Annotated in this window: 16 protein-coding genes; 7 read left to right on the top strand and 9 right to left on the bottom strand. The window is 71.2% G+C overall.

Annotated elements, in window-relative coordinates; all coding sequences use genetic code 11:
- Window positions 1-66: 66 nt before the first annotated feature.
- On the bottom strand, window positions 67-1,044 hold the full coding sequence (locus STRTU_RS07910) for a ScbA/BarX family gamma-butyrolactone biosynthesis protein (protein WP_159742896.1): 978 nt from the start codon (window positions 1,042-1,044) through the stop codon (window positions 67-69).
- A 145-nt stretch (window positions 1,045-1,189) separates the two neighbouring features.
- Window positions 1,190-1,786, bottom strand: coding sequence for a ScbR family autoregulator-binding transcription factor (locus tag STRTU_RS07905; RefSeq protein ID WP_246240233.1), 597 nt, complete (start codon window positions 1,784-1,786; stop codon window positions 1,190-1,192).
- Window positions 1,787-2,013: 227 nt separating this feature from the next.
- Here STRTU_RS07905 and STRTU_RS07900 point away from each other — a divergent pair, with 227 nt between their 5' ends.
- Window positions 2,014-3,033, top strand: a complete 1,020-nt coding sequence (locus STRTU_RS07900; RefSeq protein WP_159742894.1) for an MDR family NADP-dependent oxidoreductase — start codon at window positions 2,014-2,016, stop codon at window positions 3,031-3,033.
- 30 nt (window positions 3,034-3,063) lie between these two features.
- On the opposite strand, the gene STRTU_RS07895 is transcribed toward STRTU_RS07900, so the two are convergent.
- The gene (locus STRTU_RS07895; protein WP_159742893.1) at window positions 3,064-3,696 is read right to left on the bottom strand and encodes a TetR/AcrR family transcriptional regulator; all 633 of its coding nucleotides are present in this window, start codon (window positions 3,694-3,696) and stop codon (window positions 3,064-3,066) included.
- A gap of 450 nt (window positions 3,697-4,146) precedes the next feature.
- On the opposite strand from STRTU_RS07895, the gene STRTU_RS07890 reads away from it, so the two are divergent.
- Window positions 4,147-4,911 carry an HAD family hydrolase gene (locus STRTU_RS07890; protein WP_159742892.1) on the top strand — a complete coding sequence of 255 codons (765 nt, stop codon included), beginning with the start codon at window positions 4,147-4,149 and terminating at the stop codon, window positions 4,909-4,911.
- A 19-nt stretch (window positions 4,912-4,930) separates the two neighbouring features.
- Here STRTU_RS07890 and STRTU_RS07885 read toward each other — a convergent pair whose 3' ends face one another.
- Window positions 4,931-5,794 (bottom strand): PaaX family transcriptional regulator, encoded by an 864-nt coding sequence (locus tag STRTU_RS07885; protein ID WP_159742891.1) that lies wholly within the window; start codon window positions 5,792-5,794, stop codon window positions 4,931-4,933.
- A gap of 4 nt (window positions 5,795-5,798) precedes the next feature.
- Complete coding sequence (locus STRTU_RS07880; protein WP_159742890.1) at window positions 5,799-7,406, bottom strand: AMP-binding protein; 1,608 nt, start codon at window positions 7,404-7,406, stop codon at window positions 5,799-5,801.
- A 261-nt stretch (window positions 7,407-7,667) separates the two neighbouring features.
- Between STRTU_RS07880 and STRTU_RS07875 the strand changes: the two genes are divergently transcribed.
- The 4 genes from STRTU_RS07875 to STRTU_RS07860 all read left to right on the top strand — a co-directional run bounded on the left by STRTU_RS07875 (window position 7,668) and on the right by STRTU_RS07860 (window position 12,665).
- Window positions 7,668-8,801: an acyl-CoA dehydrogenase family protein gene (locus tag STRTU_RS07875; protein ID WP_159742889.1), complete on the top strand. Its 1,134-nt coding sequence runs from the start codon at window positions 7,668-7,670 to the stop codon at window positions 8,799-8,801.
- 220 nt (window positions 8,802-9,021) lie between these two features.
- Window positions 9,022-9,822: a VOC family protein gene (locus STRTU_RS07870; protein WP_159742888.1), complete on the top strand. Its 801-nt coding sequence runs from the start codon at window positions 9,022-9,024 to the stop codon at window positions 9,820-9,822.
- 306 nt (window positions 9,823-10,128) lie between these two features.
- Window positions 10,129-11,040 carry an ABC transporter ATP-binding protein gene (locus STRTU_RS07865; RefSeq protein ID WP_159742887.1) on the top strand — a complete coding sequence of 304 codons (912 nt, stop codon included), beginning with the start codon at window positions 10,129-10,131 and terminating at the stop codon, window positions 11,038-11,040.
- 2 nt (window positions 11,041-11,042) lie between these two features.
- Window positions 11,043-12,665 (top strand): ABC transporter permease, encoded by a 1,623-nt coding sequence (locus tag STRTU_RS07860; protein ID WP_159742886.1) that lies wholly within the window; start codon window positions 11,043-11,045, stop codon window positions 12,663-12,665.
- Between the two features lie 71 nt (window positions 12,666-12,736).
- On the opposite strand, the gene STRTU_RS07855 is transcribed toward STRTU_RS07860, so the two are convergent.
- Both STRTU_RS07855 and STRTU_RS07850 read right to left on the bottom strand, forming a co-directional pair.
- On the bottom strand, window positions 12,737-14,266 hold the full coding sequence (locus tag STRTU_RS07855; RefSeq protein ID WP_159742885.1) for a helix-turn-helix domain-containing protein: 1,530 nt from the start codon (window positions 14,264-14,266) through the stop codon (window positions 12,737-12,739).
- A gap of 99 nt (window positions 14,267-14,365) precedes the next feature.
- Window positions 14,366-15,697 carry an MFS transporter gene (locus tag STRTU_RS07850; RefSeq protein ID WP_159742884.1) on the bottom strand — a complete coding sequence of 444 codons (1,332 nt, stop codon included), beginning with the start codon at window positions 15,695-15,697 and terminating at the stop codon, window positions 14,366-14,368.
- 250 nt (window positions 15,698-15,947) lie between these two features.
- Here STRTU_RS07850 and STRTU_RS07845 point away from each other — a divergent pair, with 250 nt between their 5' ends.
- Window positions 15,948-16,898 (top strand): SDR family NAD(P)-dependent oxidoreductase, encoded by a 951-nt coding sequence (locus tag STRTU_RS07845; RefSeq protein WP_159742883.1) that lies wholly within the window; start codon window positions 15,948-15,950, stop codon window positions 16,896-16,898.
- Between the two features lie 4 nt (window positions 16,899-16,902).
- On the opposite strand, the gene STRTU_RS07840 is transcribed toward STRTU_RS07845, so the two are convergent.
- A complete protein-coding gene (locus tag STRTU_RS07840) occupies window positions 16,903-17,499 on the bottom strand; it encodes a DinB family protein (RefSeq protein WP_159742882.1) in 597 nt (198 codons plus the stop codon).
- 67 nt (window positions 17,500-17,566) lie between these two features.
- On the bottom strand, window positions 17,567-18,040 hold the full coding sequence (locus STRTU_RS07835) for a carboxymuconolactone decarboxylase family protein (RefSeq protein ID WP_159742881.1): 474 nt from the start codon (window positions 18,038-18,040) through the stop codon (window positions 17,567-17,569).
- Between the last annotated feature and the right edge of the window lie 354 nt (window positions 18,041-18,394).

Below are 18,394 nucleotides of genomic sequence, written 5' to 3'. Positions count from 1 at the left end.
CGGGCAGCGGGGCGGGGCCGTTTCCGGGGCCCGGTCAGGGCGTCGGCGGGCCGGGGCGGCGGCTGATCAGGGCACCGGCACGCAGGTGACCTGCGCCGAGACGACCGGCTGGCCGTGCTGTTCGACGGTGATCTCGACCTGTCGGCGGTCGTCGTCGCCCTGGCCGGTGGTCCGCGCCTGAACCCAGGTCGGTGCGTCGAGTTCGGCGTACCGGGAGAAGGAGCACTCCAGGGTGACCGGCAGCGTGCAGCCGGGTGTGGCGGCCTGGGCGGCCTGCCGGGCGGCCTCGACCATCAGCATGCCGGGGGCGTGGTCGACGGGGTGGTCGAAGAGGACCGGGTGCGAGCTGTCCACCCGCAGCTGCCAGCGGTCGGGAAGGTCGGTGGGGGAGAGCACCACATCGCGTTCGTGTTCCCGGGCGACCAGCGCGGGACTCACGGCCTCGGGCAGCGGCACCGCCCGGGAGTTGGCGAGCGCCACATCGCTGTACTCGCCGCGCAGCCGGCGGTAGACGGCCGGGCTGTGACAGGAGTAGTCGAGCATCGCGGAGGCCAGTTCGGCGCCGTCGCACACGATCCGGAACTCCTGGAGGGCGCTGACCAGACGCTTGCCGCGGTGGACCATCTCGCGGTCGGTGACGTGCAGTTCGATCTCGGCGGGCCGCTGTGCGGTGCGCAGCGCCTCCGGCGCGAGGTCGTAGCGGACCCGCTGCCAGATGATCGGGTGGTCGAGGGGCACGCTGTGCCCGACATGGCTCAGTAATATGCCGGACTGCCGCACGGTCTCTATCAGCAGGATCGGGTCGTGCAGCCCGTGGAGCGGCCCGTAGAAGCTGTGGGCGCGCGGCCACTGGGCGCTGACCACCCAGGTGTCGGCCGCGTCCTGCCGCCAGTCCGTCAGGAACACCTCTGACAGCGCGTTGCGGTGGACATACTCGCGCGGCACGGTCGTGGTGAGGGCCGGCGGTCGCTCTCCGTCGGACGACCGGGCTCCGGTGTCGTGCGGCTGATCGCGTAAGGACGGGGTGAGCGTGGCGCTGGCCATGGGGGGTTCCTTTCCGAGGTGCGGCTCTCAGCGCCCTGACGGGCTGAGGCTTCGTAGCGTTCCTGCGTCTCTAAGATACGGACCATGTGGTTTGTTTTCCAAGTCACCGGAGCCGACGGCTCCGTCAGGGCGGTGACTCAGTGCGTCAGACCGGGATCTGTACGCAGCGGCCGTGCGGATCCAGATGGCTCAGCGCGCCGGGCGACGCGAGACCCGGAAGCGTGTGCTTCCACAGGGCCGTGACCCGCTCCGGGAGGTCCGCGCGATTGGTCGCGGCGCGCGAGAACAACTGCACGCCCATGTAAGCGGCGACGAAGAACTCGGCCGCCCTGTCCGGTGCCACGCCGGGCAGTAATTCCCCGTTGTCCCGGGCCTCGGTGAACATCGTGGTGATGATGTCGGTCCATGCCTGGTACGGCACCAGCGGATCCTCGCTGAAGGTCGTCTCCACCGCGATCCGCGTGCCGGCCTGCAGCAACGGGTCGCTGCGCAGGGCCAGCGCCACCTGGTGGGTGAAGTCGATGGCGTCCTGCAGCCGGGACTCACTGACCTGTGGCAGAAACGGATCGGTCTGCTCCGTTATCACCGCGCGGGCCAGTGCGTCCTTGGACGTGAAGTGGAAGTACACCGCCCCTTTGGTGACCCCGGCGCGCTGGATGATCTCGGCCATCGTGGCGGCCTGGTACCCGCGGGTGCCGATGACATGAGCCGCTGCTTCGAGGACGGCGCGTCGGGTGCGCACTGCGCGTTCCTGCTTGACCACCGATCATCCTCCGTATGCTCTCTTGGAGTTGTTGTGCCTGAGTGCGACCCGCTGCCCGTGGCCGCGCAGTCTATTTCCGCATCATAAAGAAGCCAACCATGCGGTATTGAATTTGCGCCTGTCCCGAGGCGGGCCCCTCGGGCGTGAACCGGCGTCGCCCAGTCGTGCGGCGCCGCCACAGTGCTACCAGAGCGAGGAGCTGTCCGATGCCCCCCACCCTCGTCCCCGCCGTCCACCGCGAGGTCCGGCTCGCCGATCAGGCCGAAGGCGAACTGGCGGCACGCCATTTCGAGATCGCCGAGGTGCCCGTGCCCGAGCCGCGGACGGGTCAGGTGCTGGTGCGCAACCGGATTATGGCGGTGACCGCGGCGATGCGGTCACAGATGACCGGAATCCGGCTGCCGATGGCCTCATTCGTGCGGGGTGAGGCGCTGTGGGGCGCCGCGGTCGGCGAGGTTGTGGCGGCGCCCGGAGGCGGCTTCACGCCCGGCGAACTGGTCCAGCACCCTTACGGATGGCGGGAGTTCGCCGCCGTCGAGGAGTCGCGCGTACGGCGCCTCGCCGGGGACCCGCTGCCGACCGCGGCCGCGTATCTGTCGCAGGGCGCGACCGCCTGGGGCGCCCTGCGCCGGGCCGCCGGGGTCAGGCCCGGGGACACCGTGTTCATCAGCGGCGCGGCGGGCGGCGTGGGCAGTATGGCCGGACAGCTCGCACGGCGGCTGGGCGCCGGACGGGTCGTCGGCAGCACCGGCTCGGAGCGCAAAGCCGCGCGGCTGCGCGCCGAGTTGGGGTATGACGACACGATCGTGCGCGGCGCCGGGCCGATCGAGCAGCAGCTGCGGCGGGCCGCGCCGGACGGTATCGACGTCCTGCTGGACACCGTGGGCGGCGAACAGCTGACGGCGGCGCTCGCGGTGGCCCGCCCCGATGCCCGGTTCGCGCTGGTCGGCGCACTCTCCGGCCAGTTGGGCGGGGAACGCGGCGCCATCGCCCCGGTGGAGCTGGACCCGGGGCTGATCATCACGCGGCGGGTGGCACTGCGCGGATTCGGGCTGTACGCCCACCCGGATCTGCCGCAGGAGTGGACCACGGAGTTCGGTCAGGGCCTGCGGGACGGCACTCTGGTCTTCCCGCATGCCCTGCTGAAGGGGATCGAGCAGGCACCACAGGCGCTGCGTGAACTGACGCAGGGGCGCCATATCGGGGCCGTGCTGGTCGAGTTGTGAGACCGGCGGCATGAGGACCGGGGCGCCGGATCAGCCGGCCGCCGGAAGCTGCGCCGAGGCCGGGACGGCGGCCGGGATCCGGCCCGGTGCGGACGGCAGCAGCGCCCACAGGCCGACGATGGCCTCGTGGTCCCACCACGTCCCGTCCTCGCCGCCCAGATGCAGCAGACCCACCACGATCGAGGTCAACAGCTGGGCGGTGCGCCGGGGTTCGGTGTCCGAGGCATGCGGTCCGGCCGGTCCGCCGGTCCCGCAGGTCACCGCTTTGTCGAGAAACAGCGCATACCAGCGCTGCTCCAGGGCGTAGATACCGAGCCCCGGCGCGGTCTCCGGCCGCAGCCGCAGTCCGGCGCGGAGCACGGCGTCCGACTGCACCCGGCCGAACAGCTCGATGGTGAAGTCCCGTACGGCGGTGGTCAGTGGCTCCGTCGAGTGGGTGAAGGAGTCCTCCAGCTCCTGCAGGGCCTCCAGCGCGGCGTCCCGTACCGCGAGCGTGAGGTCGTCCTTGGAGGTGAAGTGGAAGTAGAGCGCCCCTTTGCTCAGCCGGGCCCGCCGGCTGATCTCGACCATGCCCGCTGCGGGAACCCCCTTCTCCAGGAAGGTCTCTGCGGCCGAGCGGATGAGTGCCTGGCGGCTCTGGATGGCGCGATGCTGGGTGGGCACGGTGTCCGTCCCGTCTCTAGTACGGCTGCGAGCTCATTGCAGTCTACATAGAAAACCAACCATGCGGTTCGATATCCTCCCCAGGATTGGCCGGAACTCACGGGCCCTGACGCGAAGGTGATGATCGGTCACACGTGCGGGCGCTCGGCTCTGCCGGGGGGCGGCTGCCTCCAGTCTGGCTGGGCAAAGGTGTGTTGTCGACCCGTCAGGGGAGACGGGGACGCATTGACAAACAGCGCAGGCGGTTTTTAAATCTCCGAAGGCGGTAAACGGGACGTTCTCTTCCGATGCACCGCCTCGACGGTTGCGTACCGCCCCGGACGGCGGTGCGCCATGGCGAGACCGCCGCGCCCGTTTCCAGTCGTCGACCGCAGGCCGCCCCATCAGCCGAGCCAGCAACGTCATCCGAGCCCCTGCACCCCCCATCGCAATCCGGAAAGGTCTCCAGCCATGCGCGTAGCAACGGAAGTCGGCGAACGTCCCGTGAGAGGTGTCCGGGGCGCCGGAGGTGAGACGATCAAGGCCGCCGTCTTCGATCTGGACGGCACTCTCGCCAACACCCTCCCCGCGATCAGCAAGCTGCTGGTCAAGGTGGCCTCGGAGCAGGGCTGTTCGGTGACCGCCCGGCAGGCGGCCGCCGCCATCGGCAAGCCTCCCGGCCCCGCCTTCGGCCGGCTGCTGGGCAAGCCCGAGGACGACGCCCGGGTGCAGGCGGCGATCTCCCGCTACCGCGAGCTGTTCGCCTACGAAGTGCTGTGTCTGGGGCCGCAGCTGCTCTTCCCCGGCGTGACCGCGGGGCTGTCCGCGCTGCGCGCCCACGGGGTCGAGCTGGCCGTCGCCACGTCCAAGACCACCCGCAGCGCCGAAGCGCTGCTCGACGTCATGGGCATCCGCGACCTGGTCGGCCCGGTCGTCGGCCAGGACATGGTCCGGCGTGGCAAACCGCACCCGGAGATGGTGCTGCGGGCGGCCGGCCGGCTCGGTGTCGCGGCCTGGCAGAGCGCGTATGTGGGGGACACCGTGGGGGACATGAGAATGGCGGTGACCGCGCGGATGGAGCCGGTGGCGGTGACGTACGGCGTCGGCACCTTCGGCGAACTCGCCGGGGTCGCTGGAACCCGGATGTGCGGCTCCTTCAAGGACGTGGTCTCCGTGATCGCCGCCGCCCGGCCGCGCACCGGCGTCAAGGTGGGGGCCCAGCCGCGCCGCCGCTGAGACCGGTGCGCGGGGGTCGCTAAGACAGGCCCTGCGCCCCGGTCATCGCCTCGTGCGCGTACAGGGCCCCGGCGGCCCGGAGTTTGGTGTGCAGCCGGCCGAACACCTCGGCAGCGCGGCCGCCCGGCCAGTCCTCAGGCAGGAGGGGAGAGGGCAGTCCGGGATCCGCGTAGGGCAGGTGGCGCCAGGCGTCCAGCGCCAGCAGATAGTCGCGGTAGGCCGCTTCGGGGGGCACCGAGCGGCGCCGCGACCAGCGCTGGAGCACCGGCTCCTGCTCGTCGAGGAAGGCGCGGTGCTGTGCGGCGATCGCGTCCAGGTCCCACCAGCGGGCGACCGCGTCCGCCGTGGGGGCGAAACCGGCGTGCGCACCGGTGAACAGGTCGACGTACGGGTCCAGTTGCAGCCGCTCCAGGGTGTGCCGGGTCTCCTCGTAGAGCTGGGCGGGGGCGAGCCACACACCCGGCGCGGCGGTGCCGAAACCGAGCCGGGCCAGCCGGGAGCGCAGCAGATGCCGTTTGTGCCGCTCCTCCTCGGGGACCGAGAAGACGGCCAGCACCCAGCCGTCGGAGAGCCGCGCGGCGGGCCGGGCGTAGATCCGGCGGTCGCCGTCGTCCAGCAGCTGGCGGGCCGCGTCGGACAGCCCGTACGCGGCCGCGCCGGTGGCCGTCCGCGCGGGGGCCAGCAGCCCGCGCCGCTTGAGCCGGGAGACCGCGGAGCGCACCGACGGCGGATCGACCCCGAGCGCACCGAGCAGCCGGATCAGGGCGGCCACCGGCACCGGAGCGGCCGGGCCTCCCGGAGCACCGGGCCCGCCGCGCCCGTAGGCGCCGTAGAACGTGACGATCAGGGACCGTGGGGTGCGCTGCGTTTGCTGGTCGTTCACCGGGTCACTCTAGATCGGGTCCCCGCAGCCGGAAGCGCTGGAGCTTGCCGGTCGGGGTGCGCGGCAGCGAGGTGTGGAAGACGATCTCGCGCGGGCACTTGTACGGCGCGATCCGGGTCTTGGTGAAGGCGCGCAGCGCGGCGACGGTGTCGTCGTCCCGGGGGACCCCGGCCCGCAGCACGAGATGGGCGACGACCACCTGCCCGCGGTCCTCGTCGGGCCGGCCGACCACCGCCGCCTCGGTCACATCGGGGTGCCGCAGCAGCGCGTCCTCCACCTCCGGACCGGCGATGTTGTACCCGGCCGAGATGATCATGTCGTCCGCGCGGGCCACATAGCGGAAGTAGCCGTCCGGCTCGCGGACGTAGGTGTCCCCGGTGAGGTTCCAGCCGTCCCGTACGTACTCCGTCTGCCGGGGGTCCGCGAGATAGCGGCAGCCGGTCGGCCCGCGTACCGCCAGCAGCCCCGGAGCGCCGTCCGGCAGCGGTGCGCCGTCCGGGCCCACCACCCGCGCCTGGTAGCCGGGGACCGGCAGGCCCGTCATCCCGGGGCGGATCGCGTCGTCGGCGGCCGAGATGAAGATGTGCAGCAGCTCGGTGGCGCCTATGCCGTTGATGATCCGCAGTCCGGTCGCCTCCTGCCAGCCCTGCCAGGTCGCGGCGGGCAGATTCTCCCCGGCCGACACACACCGGCGCAGCGAGGAGACATCGTGCCCGGCGAGCTTGGGCAGCATCGCGCGATAGGCGGTCGGCGCGGTGAACAGCACCGAGATCCGGTGCGCCGCGATATCGCCGAGCAGCTGCTCCGGCCCGCCCCAGTCGGCGAGCAGGGCCGAGGCGCCCGCCCGCAGCGGGAAGATGACGAGCCCGCCGAGGCCGAAGGTGAAACCGAGCGGCGGACTGCCGGCGAACACATCGTCCGGCTCCGGGCGCAGCACCTGCGCCGAGAAGGTGTCCGCGATGGCGAGCACATCGCGGTGGAAGTGCATACAGCCCTTGGGGCGCCCGGTGGTGCCCGAGGTGAAGGCGATCAGCGCGACATCGTCGGCGGAGGTCGCCACGGCCGGATAGGGCGCGCCGCCCGGCCGGGCGAGCTGCCGCAGATCGCCGGGCCCGTCCCCGCCGTACGTCGTGATCCGCAGCCCCGGGACCTCGGCCTTGACGAGATCATCAACGGCCCGCACCTCACACAGCGCATACCGCACCTGCGCCAGCGCACAGATCGTGGCGAGCTCCTCGGGACGCTGGGTGGCCAGCACCGTCACCGCGACCGCCCCCGCCTTCATCACGGCGAGCCAGCAGGCGGCCAGCCAGGGCGTGGTGGGGCCGCGCAGCAGCACGCGGTTACCCGGCCGCACCCCCAGCCGGTCGGTGAGCGCATGCGCGATCGCGTCCACCTGCGCCCGCAGCTCCCCGTACGTCCACACCGGCCCGCTCGCGTCACGCACCGCGGGCCGCTCGGCCCCGAGCCGCCCGATGGTGCCGTCCAGCAGCTCCGCACCGCAGTTCAGCCGGTCGGGATAGCCCAGATCGGTGAGCTGCGGCCACTGCTCGCGGGGCGGCAGCCGGTCGCGCGCGAAGGTGTCGGTATGTGCCGAGGACCGTAGCTCCATGACGGGTGCCCCCTAGGGCGGTGTCGTGAGGGCCAGGATGGCCGACGCGCGGCCGGGAGAGGAATGCGGGACGGTGGAGGCCGGTGCGGAATCCGGTGCGGAAACCGGTCGGGACTGCTCGCTTGGCTGCTCGTTCTGCGGTCGAGTACTGCCGTCGACCACTGCGGTCGACTACTGCCGTTCGGATCCGTCGTCAGCGTAACGTGTTCGTGACGGCAGTCAACAGACCGCGATAGAGGACCGCTACCAGGGAGCCGCCTCGTGACCGTATTCGCGCTGGGACCGGACGAGCAGCAATGGTGCGCCGAACTGCGCGCGCTGACCGCCGAACGGCTGAGCCCGCTGGCGGAGAAGGGCGAGGAGGGCCGGGTCAACCGCCCGCTGGTCGCCGCCCTCGGCGAACTGGGCCTGCTGCGCCGCCTGTTCCCCGCCGACGGCGCGCTGCGCGCTCTGGACCTGTGTCTGCTGCGGGAATCCCTCGCCCAGGAGTGCACGGAGGCGGAGACCGCGCTGGCACTACAGGGCCTGGGCGCCTATCCGGTGGTGCAGTCCGGGACCGCCGCCCAGCGCGCCCGCTGGCTGCCCGAGGTGGCCGCCGGCCGCGCGGTCGCCGCCTTCGCGCTGAGCGAGCCGGGCGCGGGCTCGGACGCCGCCGCACTGTCCCTGGCCGCCGAGCCGGACGGCCCGGACGGCTGGCGGCTCACCGGCGAGAAGTGCTGGATCTCCAACGCCCCCGAGGCCGACTTCGCCACCGTCTTCGCCCGGACGGGCGGCGCGGCGGGGGCCCGCGGGGTCACCGCCTTCCTCGTCCCCACCGACCGTCCGGGCCTGACCGGCGAGCATCTGGACATGCTCAGCCCGCACCCGATCGGCACCCTGGTCTTCGACGGCACTCCCGTGACCAGGGCGGATGTGCTGGGCGAAGTGGACAGCGGCTTCGCCGTCGCGATGGCCACGCTCAACCTCTTCCGGCCGAGCGTCGGCGCCTTCGCGGTCGGCATGGCGCAGGCCGCGCTGGACGCGGCGCTGACGCACGCGGGCGCGCGCACCGCGTTCGGCGGCCCCCTCAAGGACCTCCAGTCCGTCGGCCACCAGCTGGCCGAGATGGCCACCCGCGTCGAGTCCGCCCGCCTGCTGGTCTACGCGGCAGCCTCGGCGTACGACACCGGCGCCCCGGACCTCGCCCGCCGCGCCGCCATGGCCAAACTGCTGGCAACCGAGACCGCCCAGTACGTCGTCGACGCCGCCGTACAGATCCACGGCGCCCGCGCACTACGCCGCGGCCACCTGCTGGAACACCTCTACCGCGAGGTCCGTGCGCCACGCATCTACGAGGGCGCGACGGAGGTGCAGCGCTCGATCATCGCTAAGGAGCTGTACCGGGGGCGGTCCTGACGAGCGCACGTCAGACTGGCGGGCGCGGGCACGGAGACGGGCATGGAGACGGGCACGGGAAGGGACACGGATACGGCCGTCGGCTCCCGGCTCCCGGCTCCTGGCTCCCGGCTCCTGGCTCCTGGCTTCCGGCGGTCGGCTCCCGGCCCCCGGCCGACGGGCGAGCGCCGGTGCCGGATGTCAGGCTGACAGCAGAGAGGATTCCGCGAAGGGAATCGCCATGATCACTACTGACTTCGTTCCCGGCTCCCCTTGCTGGCTCGATCTCGGCGCCCCGGATGTCGAGGCCGCAACGGCCTTCTACCGGGCCGTGTTCGGCTGGCAGTCCGAACCGCACGGCGGCCGGGACGCGGGCGGATACACCCTCTTCCGGCTGGACGGCAAGGCCGTCGGCGCGGTCGGCCCGCTCACCGAGGACGGCGCCCGCTCCGCCTGGACGCTCTTTTTCCACACCCCCGACGCGGATGCCGCGGCCCAGGCGGTGGAACGGGCGGGCGGCACGGTTCGCGTGGCGCCGGTCGGCGTCGGATCGGACGACGGACGGTTCGCCCAGCTCACGGACCCGCAGGGGGCCGAGTTCGCCGTCTGGGAACCGGCCAGATACCCGGGCTTCGAGGCCGCGGACGCGCCGGGCACGCTGGTCTGGACCGAGCTCTACACCACCGACCCGGCCGCCGCGCAGACCTTCTACACGTCCGTCCTCGGCTGGAGCACACAGGACATGCCGCTCCCCGGCGGCGGTGGCACCTACACCCTGCTCACCCCCGCGGGCTGCAGCGAGGAACGCATGCACGGCGGCCTCATGGGCGTCCCGGCGGACCTGCTCGGCCCCGGCGGGAAGCCGTACTGGCACCCGGTATTCGCCTCCCGGGACTGCGACGCCACCGTCGGCCTGACAACCGGCAACGGCGGCACCCTCTCCATGGGTCCCGAAACAGCCGAGGGCGTCGGCCGCCTCGCCGTCTGCACGGACCCGTCGGGCGCGGAGTTCGTGGTCCTCACTCCGGAGGGGCAGCTTTGAGGGTGGGGTAATGGTGGGGCGCTGTTTGGTGGTGACGGTGCGTCAGATCCAAGATGAATGGGGGGCGGGGTCGGCCGGCCCCTGACCACCGAGAAAGCCGAATCACCGATATCTACCGAACGGCAGATGTGCCCAGCTGCCCGGACGGCGAATCTCGATGCCACCGCTCAATGACGTAACCGGAGGCAATCGTGGTTCCTCGTACGTGGCCATGGAAGGTCATGGCAGGTGTCGTCCTCGCCGCAGGCACCGTTCTCACCGGCCGCGCCGGCCGTGTCCGGCCCTGCGCCCAGGGAGCGGGACACCATGCTTGAACTCGTCGATATCACCAAGGTCTACCGCGGCGGCAAGCGTGCCGTGGACGGCATGACGATGCGTCTGGACAACGGAATGCTCGGCCTGCTCGGCCCCAATGGTGCGGGCAAGTCCTCGCTCATGCGGATCGCCTCGACGGTCACCCGCCCCACCAGCGGCAGGGTCCTTTTCCACGGCACCGACGTGGTCGCCAAGCCGGACGTGCTGCGCCGCGCGCTCGGCTACCTCCCCCAGGACTTCGGGGTCTACCCCCATCTCACCTCGCGGGAGTTCCTCTCCTACCTTGCGGCGGCCAAGGGGCTCTCGGCCCGCTCCGCACGCGCCCGCATCGACGAACTCCTCCAACTGGTCAACCTCACCGAGGCGGTCAAACGCCCCCTCGGCAAGTATTCCGGCGGGATGCTGCGCCGGGTCGGGATCGCCCAGGCTCTGCTCGCCGATCCGCAAGTGATCGTCGTGGACGAGCCCACCGCCGGTCTCGACCCCGAGGAGCGGGTCCGCTTCCGCAATCTGCTCAGTGAGCTTGCCGCCGACCGCGTGGTCATGCTCTCCACGCACATCGTCTCGGACGTCGAGTCGGTCTCCTCCGACATCGCGGTGGTGGCGCAGGGCCGCCTCCTGCGCCGCGGTTCCCCGGAGGATCTGCTCGCCGCCGTGGAGGGCTGGGTGTGGGAGGTCCTTGCCGACCCGGCCGATGTGCCCGCGCTCCAGCAGCGGCACCTGGTCAGCCGTCTGGTACGTACCAGCAGCGGCGTACGCGTACGCCTGCTGACCCAAGTGCCGCCGTACGCGACGGCGCAGCAGGTGACGCCCGACTTGGAGGACGCCTACCTGGCCATCGTCGGCCAAGTGGTCAGCAGGACACGGGAGTTTGCAGGTCCGCGGCACCCCGGGGGGAGGTAGTCATGCGCATGCTCTTCAGGCTCGCCGTCGCAGATTTCCGGGACCGGGTACGGCGCCCTGCCTATGCGGTGATCCTCTTCGCCGCCGTGGGCCTGGGCTACCTCGCCACCCCGGCCAAGGAGGCCGGCTGGGTCGTGATGCAGGTCGGTGACTATCGCGGCACATACAACAGTGCCTACATCGGCATGGTCGTTGCCCTGGCCGGCGCGGTGTGGTTGTCGCTCGGTGGTTTCTACGTCGTGCGCAACGCCATCTCGCGCGACCAGAGCACCGGTGTCGGACGCCTTCTGGCCGCCACACCGTTGAGCAACGTGGCCTACCTGGCCTCGAAGTTCCTCAGCAGCGTCCTGGTACTTGCGTCCATGCTGGGCGTCCTCGCCGTCACGGCAGTGGTGATGCAGCTGGCCCGCGGTGAGGCGACCGCGGTCGACCCCGTCGATCTGCTGAGCCCCTTCGCCCTGATCGCGCTGCCGCTCATGGCGTTGACCGCGGCAGCCGCCCTGCTCTTCGAGGCCATCCCGCTTCTGCGGGCGGGCCTGGGAAACGTGCTCTGGTTCTTCGTCTGGGCCTTCCTCGCGATCGGTGGCCAGTCGCCGCATGCGCCGCTCGGCGGGATCGGTGTCCACCAGGTGGTGCGGTCCCTGGGCGACAGCATGACGGCACAGGGCATCGATCCCTCCCGGGCCGGTGAATTCAGCCTCGGCCTCACCCTGGTCAGCAAGCCCCTGAAGACCTTCGACTGGGCGGGATTCGACCCGAACTCCGAGTACCTCCTCACCCGCTGCCTGCTCATCCTGATCGCCATCGCGCTGGCCCTGACACCGGCCCTCTGGTTCCCCCGGTTCGACCCGGCCCGCGGGCGGGAACTCCAGGATCCGCCGTCGGCACGGTCCGCCGACGACCGGGAAGAAAGCGCGCCCCCGCCCGTGCCGACCGTGGTCATCCAGGAGGAGCCGGGGAGCGCGCGGTCCGACACCTTGGGCAACGTACCGCGGACCCAGGTCAAGTGGGGCAACTCGGCGGTACGGCTGCTCGTCGGCGAGGTGCGCGTCCTGCTCCAGGGCATCCCGCTGTGGTGGTGGGCCGGTGTACTGACCCTCACCGCCGTGTCCCAGATGGTGACGCCGGCGACCGGAGTCACCAGGATCCTGCTGCCGCTCGCCTGGATCTGGCCCGTGCTCATCTGGTCACGGCTCGGTACGCAGCGGCACGAGCACGGGGTCGAGGCCCTCCTCGGCGCCTATCCGGCCGCCCGCAGGCGGGTGCTGGCGGAATGGGGAGCAGGTCTTCTGCTCACCGCCGTGGCGGGAATCGGCCCGGCCCTGCGGATGGTCACGGGATCGGACGGACCCGGACTGCTGCACTGGTTCCTCGGCGCCTTGTTCATCCCCTCGTTCGCCCTGGTCCTCGGCACGCTCAGCCGTACCCACAGACTCTTCCAAGCGGCGTACCTACCGCTGTGGTACGCGACGGTCAACGGCATCACACCCCTCGACTTCATGGGCGCCCTGCGCGGCCCCGACGGTCTGCCGGCGGGCATGCCCCCGACTCTGCTGATCGGCGCCACCGCGGCGATGCTCGCCACGACCTTCGCGACAACCGTGGCCCGCCGCGCGGCGAGTTGAGGCCAGAGGGGCCGCCGCACCCCTCTGACCCCATCAGTGCAGGTCACACGGGGCGCGGCGGCATCGTCACGTCAAATATCCCGAAAGATCTCAATCTGCGCCCCAATAGAGTTCAGCCGTTCCGCCAAGTCCTCGTAACCCCGGTTGATGACATAGACGTTGCGCAGGACGGAGGTGCCCTCGGCGGCCATCATGGCGAGGAGGACTACTACGGCGGGGCGGAGGGCCGGGGGGCACATCATTTCTGAGGAGCGCCAGCGGGTGGGGCCGTCGACCAGGACGCGGTGTGGGTCGAGGAGTTTGACCTGGGCGCCGAGGCGGTTGAGGTCCGTCAGGTAGATGGCGCGGTTGTCGTAGACCCAGTCGTGGATGAGGGTCTGGCCCTGGGCGCTGGCCGCGATGGCCGCGAAGAAGGGGACGTTGTCGATGTTGAGGCCCGGGAAGGGCATCGGGTGGATCTTGTCGATCGGGGCCTGGAGCTTGGAGGGGCGGACCGTCAGGTCGATGAGGCGGGTGCGGCCGTTGTCGGCCGCGTACTCCGCGCTGCGCTCGTGGTCCAGGCCCATCTCTTCGAGGACGGCCAGTTCGATCTCCAGGAACTCCACCGGGACCCGGCGGATGGTCAGCTCGGACTCGGTGACAACTGCCGCTGCCAGCAGGCTCATTGCCTCGACCGGGTCCTCGGACGGCGCGAAGTCCACATCGCGTTCGATGTGCGCGGCGCCGTGGACGGTGAGCGTGGTGGTGCCGATGCCGTCGACCCGGACGCCCAGCTCCTCCAGGAAGAAGCAGAGGTCCTGGACCATGTAGTTGGAGGAGGCGTTGCGGATGACCGTGACGCCGTCGTGCCGGGCGGCGGCGAGCAGCGCGTTCTCCGTGACGGTGTCGCCGCGTTCGGTCAGGACGATCGCGCGCTTGGGGGCGACGCTGCGGTCCACCTCGGCGATGTAGGTGCCGTCGGTCGCGGTGATCTCCAGGCCGAAGTGGCGCAGGGCCGTCATGTGGGGCGTGACGGTGCGGGTACCGAGATCGCAGCCGCCCGCGTACGGCAGCTTGAAGTGGTCCATGCGGTGCAGCAGCGGGCCGAGGAACATGATGACGCTGCGGGTGCGGCGGGCCGCCTCGGTGTCCATCGAGTCGAGGTCGAGCTCGGCGGGCGGGATGATCTCCAGGTCGTTGCCGTCGTTGATCCACCGGGTCCGTACGCCGATGCTGCCCAGGACTTCGAGGATGCGGTAGACCTCCTCAATACGGGCCACCCGGCGCAGAGTTGTGCGGCCCGCGTTCAGCAGCGTGGCGCACAGCAGCGCCACGCACGCGTTCTTGCTCGTCTTCACATCGATGCTGCCGGAGAGCCGGCGTCCGCCGACCACCCGCAGATGCATCGGCCCGGCATAGCCGAGCGAGACGATTTCACTGTCGAGAGCCTCGCCGATACGGGCGATCATCTCAAGGCTGATGTTCTGATTCCCGCGTTCGATGCGGTTGACGGCGCTCTGGCTGGTGCCCAGAGCCTCCGCGAGCTGCGTCTGTGTCCAGCCACGGTGCTGCCGGGCGTCACGGATGAGCCTGCCGATACGTACGAGGTAGTCGTCTGTCATGGGGTGACCGTATCTCAGATATGAGATGGGGCTGACATTGGCTCGCCCTTACTCCCTCCTCTCGCTTGCTCCGTATTTGTCCGCATTCCCGCCCGTCGGCTACAACTCCGGTGTACGGACGCGGCGTACCTGGGGCGAGAGCAGGGCCGCGGCCGAGGCGAGGACGATCAGGGCGGCGCAGCCGGTGAGGGCGGGGCCGACGCCGATCCGTGCCGCGACCGGCCCGGCGATCAGCAGGCCGAGCGGGGCGAAGGCCAGGGAGCCGAACCAGTCGTACGAGCTGACGCGGGACAGTGCCGCCTCCGGGACCTCCCGCTGGATGGTCGTCGTCCACAGCACACCGAAGATGTCGAAGGCGATGCCCGAACCGAACATGGCGAGTGCGATCCACGGCACCGGCGCCCGTAGGCCGAGCAGCGCGATCGGGAGCGCGAGCGGGAAGGTGGCCAGTACGGCGGTCAGTACCGGGCGGCGCACCCGGATGCGGGCGGCCAGCCCGGCGCCGGCGAGGGTGCCCAGCGCCTGCGCGGCGACGATCAGCGACCAGGACCGTGCGCCGCCCAGCGCGTCCTCGGCCATCAGTGGTCCCAGCACCCCCGCATTGGCGTTGAGCGCGGCGACGACGACCGAGTACTGCGCGACCACCACCCACAGCCACTGCCGCCCGGCGAACTCCCGCCAGCCGTCCCGCAGATCGGCCCACCCCGACGACCCCGTACGGGCCCGCGGGGGCAGCCGGAGGCCCCGGATCAGCAGCGCGCTCACCACGAACGACGCGGCGTTGAGCGCCAGCGCCCAGCCCGCTCCGACGACCGCGACGGCCACACCGGACAGCGCGAGCCCCAGCAGCATCGAGCTGTTCATACCGATCCGCAGCAGCCCGTTCGCCTGTTGGAGCCGTGCGGCGGGGACGAGCAGCGGAATGACGCCGTCCATCGCGGGGGAGAACAGCGCGGTGGCCGTACCCGCCAGCGCCGCCAGTGCGCAGAGCGCAAGTAGGGGGGCATGCCCGGTCAGCACCATGACGGCGAGTGCGGCGTACGCGGCGGCGCCGACGAGATCGGTGACGACCATCAGCCGGGAGCGTGACATCCGGTCCGCGATCACCCCGCCCGCGAGGACGAACAGCAGCTGTGGCACCGCCTGACAGGCCAGCACCAGCGACAGCTGCCCGGGGCCCGCCCCCGGTAGCGCCAGCACCGCGAAGGACAGCGCCACCCGGGCGAAGCCGTTCCCGAGGACCGAGATGGTGCGGGCGGAGGCCAGCAGCACGAACCGCCGGTCGCGCCAGAGGGGCGGAGCGGCAGGTGGTGTGACGGCAGCTGGTGGGGCGGCAAGTGGTGGGGCGGCAGGCGGCGGAGCGGCAGCTGGTGGGGCCGTGTCGGCGGGTAAGGACGGGCGAGGGGGCGCGGGTTCGGGGGTAGCCGTCACGGCGTCAGCGTAGGAGCCGGAGGGGTGCCCGTGTGCGGGATTCCGGGCATCGGGCGGGGACGGGCTCCGCCGTCGGCGCGCCGCTTTGAGGGCACATACGTGTCGTGTCGGCCCGCTGTCGGCGGCGGACAGCGGACTGTCGGCGCGCTGTCGGCCGCCTCCGGGACCGTAGGCACGGACGGCACCGCTGAGAAGGATGCGGTCCCGGTCGCGGTCGCCGCCGGACCGGTCCGACAGAAAGGAACCCGCGATGGTCTCCGCAGGCAATACCCAGGAGTGGGACGTCCACCGGCTCCCGTCCGCCGAGGGCAAGAACTTCCTGGTCACCGGCGGCAACGCGGGCATCGGGTACTTCGTCGCCGAGCAGCTCGCCGGCACCGGGGCCACGGTCGTGCTCGGCAGCCGCGACCCGGCGAAGGCCGAAGCCGCGACCGCTTCGATCCGCGCCCGCGTGCCCGGTGCCAGCGTGCGGCATCTGCGTCTGGACCTGGCCGATCCGGCCTCGCTCAGGACGTCGGTGGCCGCGCTCGGGCTGGACCGTCTCGACGCGGTCGTCCACAACGCCGGAGTGGCGCTCGACCACCCTCCGCGCCGGGAAACCAGGGACGGCCATGAGCTGATGTTCGCGACCAACCACCTGGGGCACTTCGCCCTGACCGGGTGGCTGGCCCCCCTGCTCGCGGCCACACCGGAGAGCCGGATCGTGACCACCGGCAGCTTCGCAGCCAAGTCCGAACGCCTGGATCTCGACGATCTCCAGAGCGCCCACGACTACCGCCCCAAGCGCACCTATGGGCGCTCGAAGCTGGCACAGATGCTCTTCGGCGTCGAGCTGGACCGCCAGCTGCGCGCTGCGGGCAGCGCGACGCTCAGCGTGGTGGCCCATCCCGGCGGCGCGCTCGACTCGCTCACCCCCTCCCGCCCGCCGGTCCGGGTCCGTTCCACGGGTGAGCGGCTGCGCGGGCTGCCGCTCGGCCTCTTCGTCCAGGGCAAGGAATCCGGGGCGTGGCCCGCCGTACGGGCGGTGCTCGACCCGGACGTGCGCGGCGGCCAGCTGTGGGGGCCCCGGGTTTTCGGCCTGCGAGGCAGACCCGTGACCGAGCCCCTCTGGGACCACCTGGCCGACGCCGGTACCGCCGCGCGACTGTGGACCGCCAGCCGCGATCTGACCGGCGTCGACCCGGTCCTCGGCCCCGAGTGACCGGCTACGCCTCCCCGCCGGCCTCCTGAGCCGCCCGCTCCACCCGGTTCCGGTAGTCCTCCCACCACGCCGAGTCGCCCGGCACCATGCTGTCGTTGCCCTGGTTCATCCCCACGGCACCGTCCATGAGTTCCCGGAGGATGTCGGCGTGCCCGGCGTGCCGGTGCGTATCGGCGATCACGCGCACCACGGCGTGATGCAGCGTCACCTCGCCCTTGCCGCTCGGCCACCACGGAACCCTGCCCACCGTGTCCAGCGCCAGCGCGTCCAGGGTCGCGTCGGAGTGTGCCCACGCCCGGCGGTACAGCTCCACGATCTGCTGACGTGACTCGTCGGCGGTGACCCACATATCCGCGTTGGTCTCGGCAGCGTCTTCGAGCCAGGGCAGCGGCTCTCCGGACGGGCGTCCGAAGGTGTCGCCGAGGTAGCCCAGTTCCACACTGGCCACGTGTTTCACCATGCCCAGGAGGTTGGTACCGGTCGGTGTCAGCGGGCGGCGGATGTCGTACTCCGAGAGCCCTTCGAGCTTCCACAGCAGGGCATCGCGGGCGGACTGGAGGTAGCGGCGGAGGTCGGTCCTGGGATCCGAAGCGGCAGTCATGAGGGCAGTCTGCCGCTCGCCCGGCCTCCGCTCGCCGCCTTTTCCCGCCCCGGCCAGGTACCCCGGATCAGCCGAACTGGCCCGGCCGGTAGTCCCCCGCGGGCTGCTGGATCATGACATTCGCCCGGTTGAAGGCGTTGATCAGGGCGATCGCGCACACCAGGGCGGCCAGCTGCTCCTCGTCGTAGTGCTTGGCGGCGTTCGCCCATGCCTCGTCCGTGACCCCGCCGGCCGCGTCCGCGATACGGGTGCCCTGCTCGGTCAGCTCCAGGGCGGCCCGTTCGGCCTCGGTGAAGACGGTGGCCTCCCGCCAGGCCGCGACCAGGTGGAGGCGTACCGAGGTCTCACCGGCAGCGGCGGCGTCCTTGCTGTGCATATCGGTGCAGAAACCACACCCGTTGATCTGGCTGCCGCGCAGCCGCACCAGCTCCTGCGTCGCGATCGGCAGCGTCGAGTCCTCCAGCACCTTGCCTGCCGCGATGATGTGCTTGAAGACCTTGCCTACGGTCGGGCTGCTGAAGGCGTCCAAACGGGCACTCATGGTGATCTCCTCAGTGTGCAGTGCTCGCGCACCTGCGTGTCAGGGCTTGCACACATCACGACGGATCGGCTCGGCAGAATGTGACATGGCTGCCTGACCTGCGCTTTTTCTCGCGCGACGCGGTACGGACCGGCGGCCTTCGGTGATCCGGATCAAACATCGCGGGCACAGCGCACCCCGGCCAGGGCATGACCAGGACGCGGCGATGTATTAGAGTTATCTCGACATCGAGATATCTGCCGAGAGGCGTACCGCTGCCGCGCCAGTAAGGCATACCTAACTTAGGCTCACCTTAGCGGATGGGGCAAGGACGGTGACGGCAGCATTGCGGTGGTACGCGCGAATTCATGCATG

Source organism: Streptomyces tubercidicus (genome assembly GCF_027497495.1).
Taxonomy (GTDB): domain Bacteria; phylum Actinomycetota; class Actinomycetes; order Streptomycetales; family Streptomycetaceae; genus Streptomyces; species Streptomyces tubercidicus.
This window is presented reverse-complemented; position numbering and strand designations above follow the sequence as displayed.

What these genes read in the sequence shown, in the direction of transcription:
- STRTU_RS07910 (WP_159742896.1), bottom strand. Translation starts at nt 1,044, where the DNA reads ATGGCCAGCGCCACGCTCACCCCGTCCTTACGCGATCAGCCGCACGAC.
- STRTU_RS07900 (WP_159742894.1), top strand. Translation starts at nt 2,014, where the DNA reads ATGCCCCCCACCCTCGTCCCCGCCGTCCACCGCGAGGTCCGGCTCGCC.
- STRTU_RS07890 (WP_159742892.1), top strand. Translation starts at nt 4,147, where the DNA reads ATGCGCGTAGCAACGGAAGTCGGCGAACGTCCCGTGAGAGGTGTCCGG.
- STRTU_RS07880 (WP_159742890.1), bottom strand. Translation starts at nt 7,406, where the DNA reads ATGGAGCTACGGTCCTCGGCACATACCGACACCTTCGCGCGCGACCGG.
- STRTU_RS07870 (WP_159742888.1), top strand. Translation starts at nt 9,022, where the DNA reads ATGATCACTACTGACTTCGTTCCCGGCTCCCCTTGCTGGCTCGATCTC.
- STRTU_RS07865 (WP_159742887.1), top strand. Translation starts at nt 10,129, where the DNA reads ATGCTTGAACTCGTCGATATCACCAAGGTCTACCGCGGCGGCAAGCGT.
- STRTU_RS07860 (WP_159742886.1), top strand. Translation starts at nt 11,043, where the DNA reads ATGCGCATGCTCTTCAGGCTCGCCGTCGCAGATTTCCGGGACCGGGTA.
- STRTU_RS07855 (WP_159742885.1), bottom strand. Translation starts at nt 14,266, where the DNA reads ATGACAGACGACTACCTCGTACGTATCGGCAGGCTCATCCGTGACGCC.
- STRTU_RS07845 (WP_159742883.1), top strand. Translation starts at nt 15,948, where the DNA reads ATGGTCTCCGCAGGCAATACCCAGGAGTGGGACGTCCACCGGCTCCCG.
- STRTU_RS07840 (WP_159742882.1), bottom strand. Translation starts at nt 17,499, where the DNA reads ATGACTGCCGCTTCGGATCCCAGGACCGACCTCCGCCGCTACCTCCAG.
- STRTU_RS07835 (WP_159742881.1), bottom strand. Translation starts at nt 18,040, where the DNA reads ATGAGTGCCCGTTTGGACGCCTTCAGCAGCCCGACCGTAGGCAAGGTC.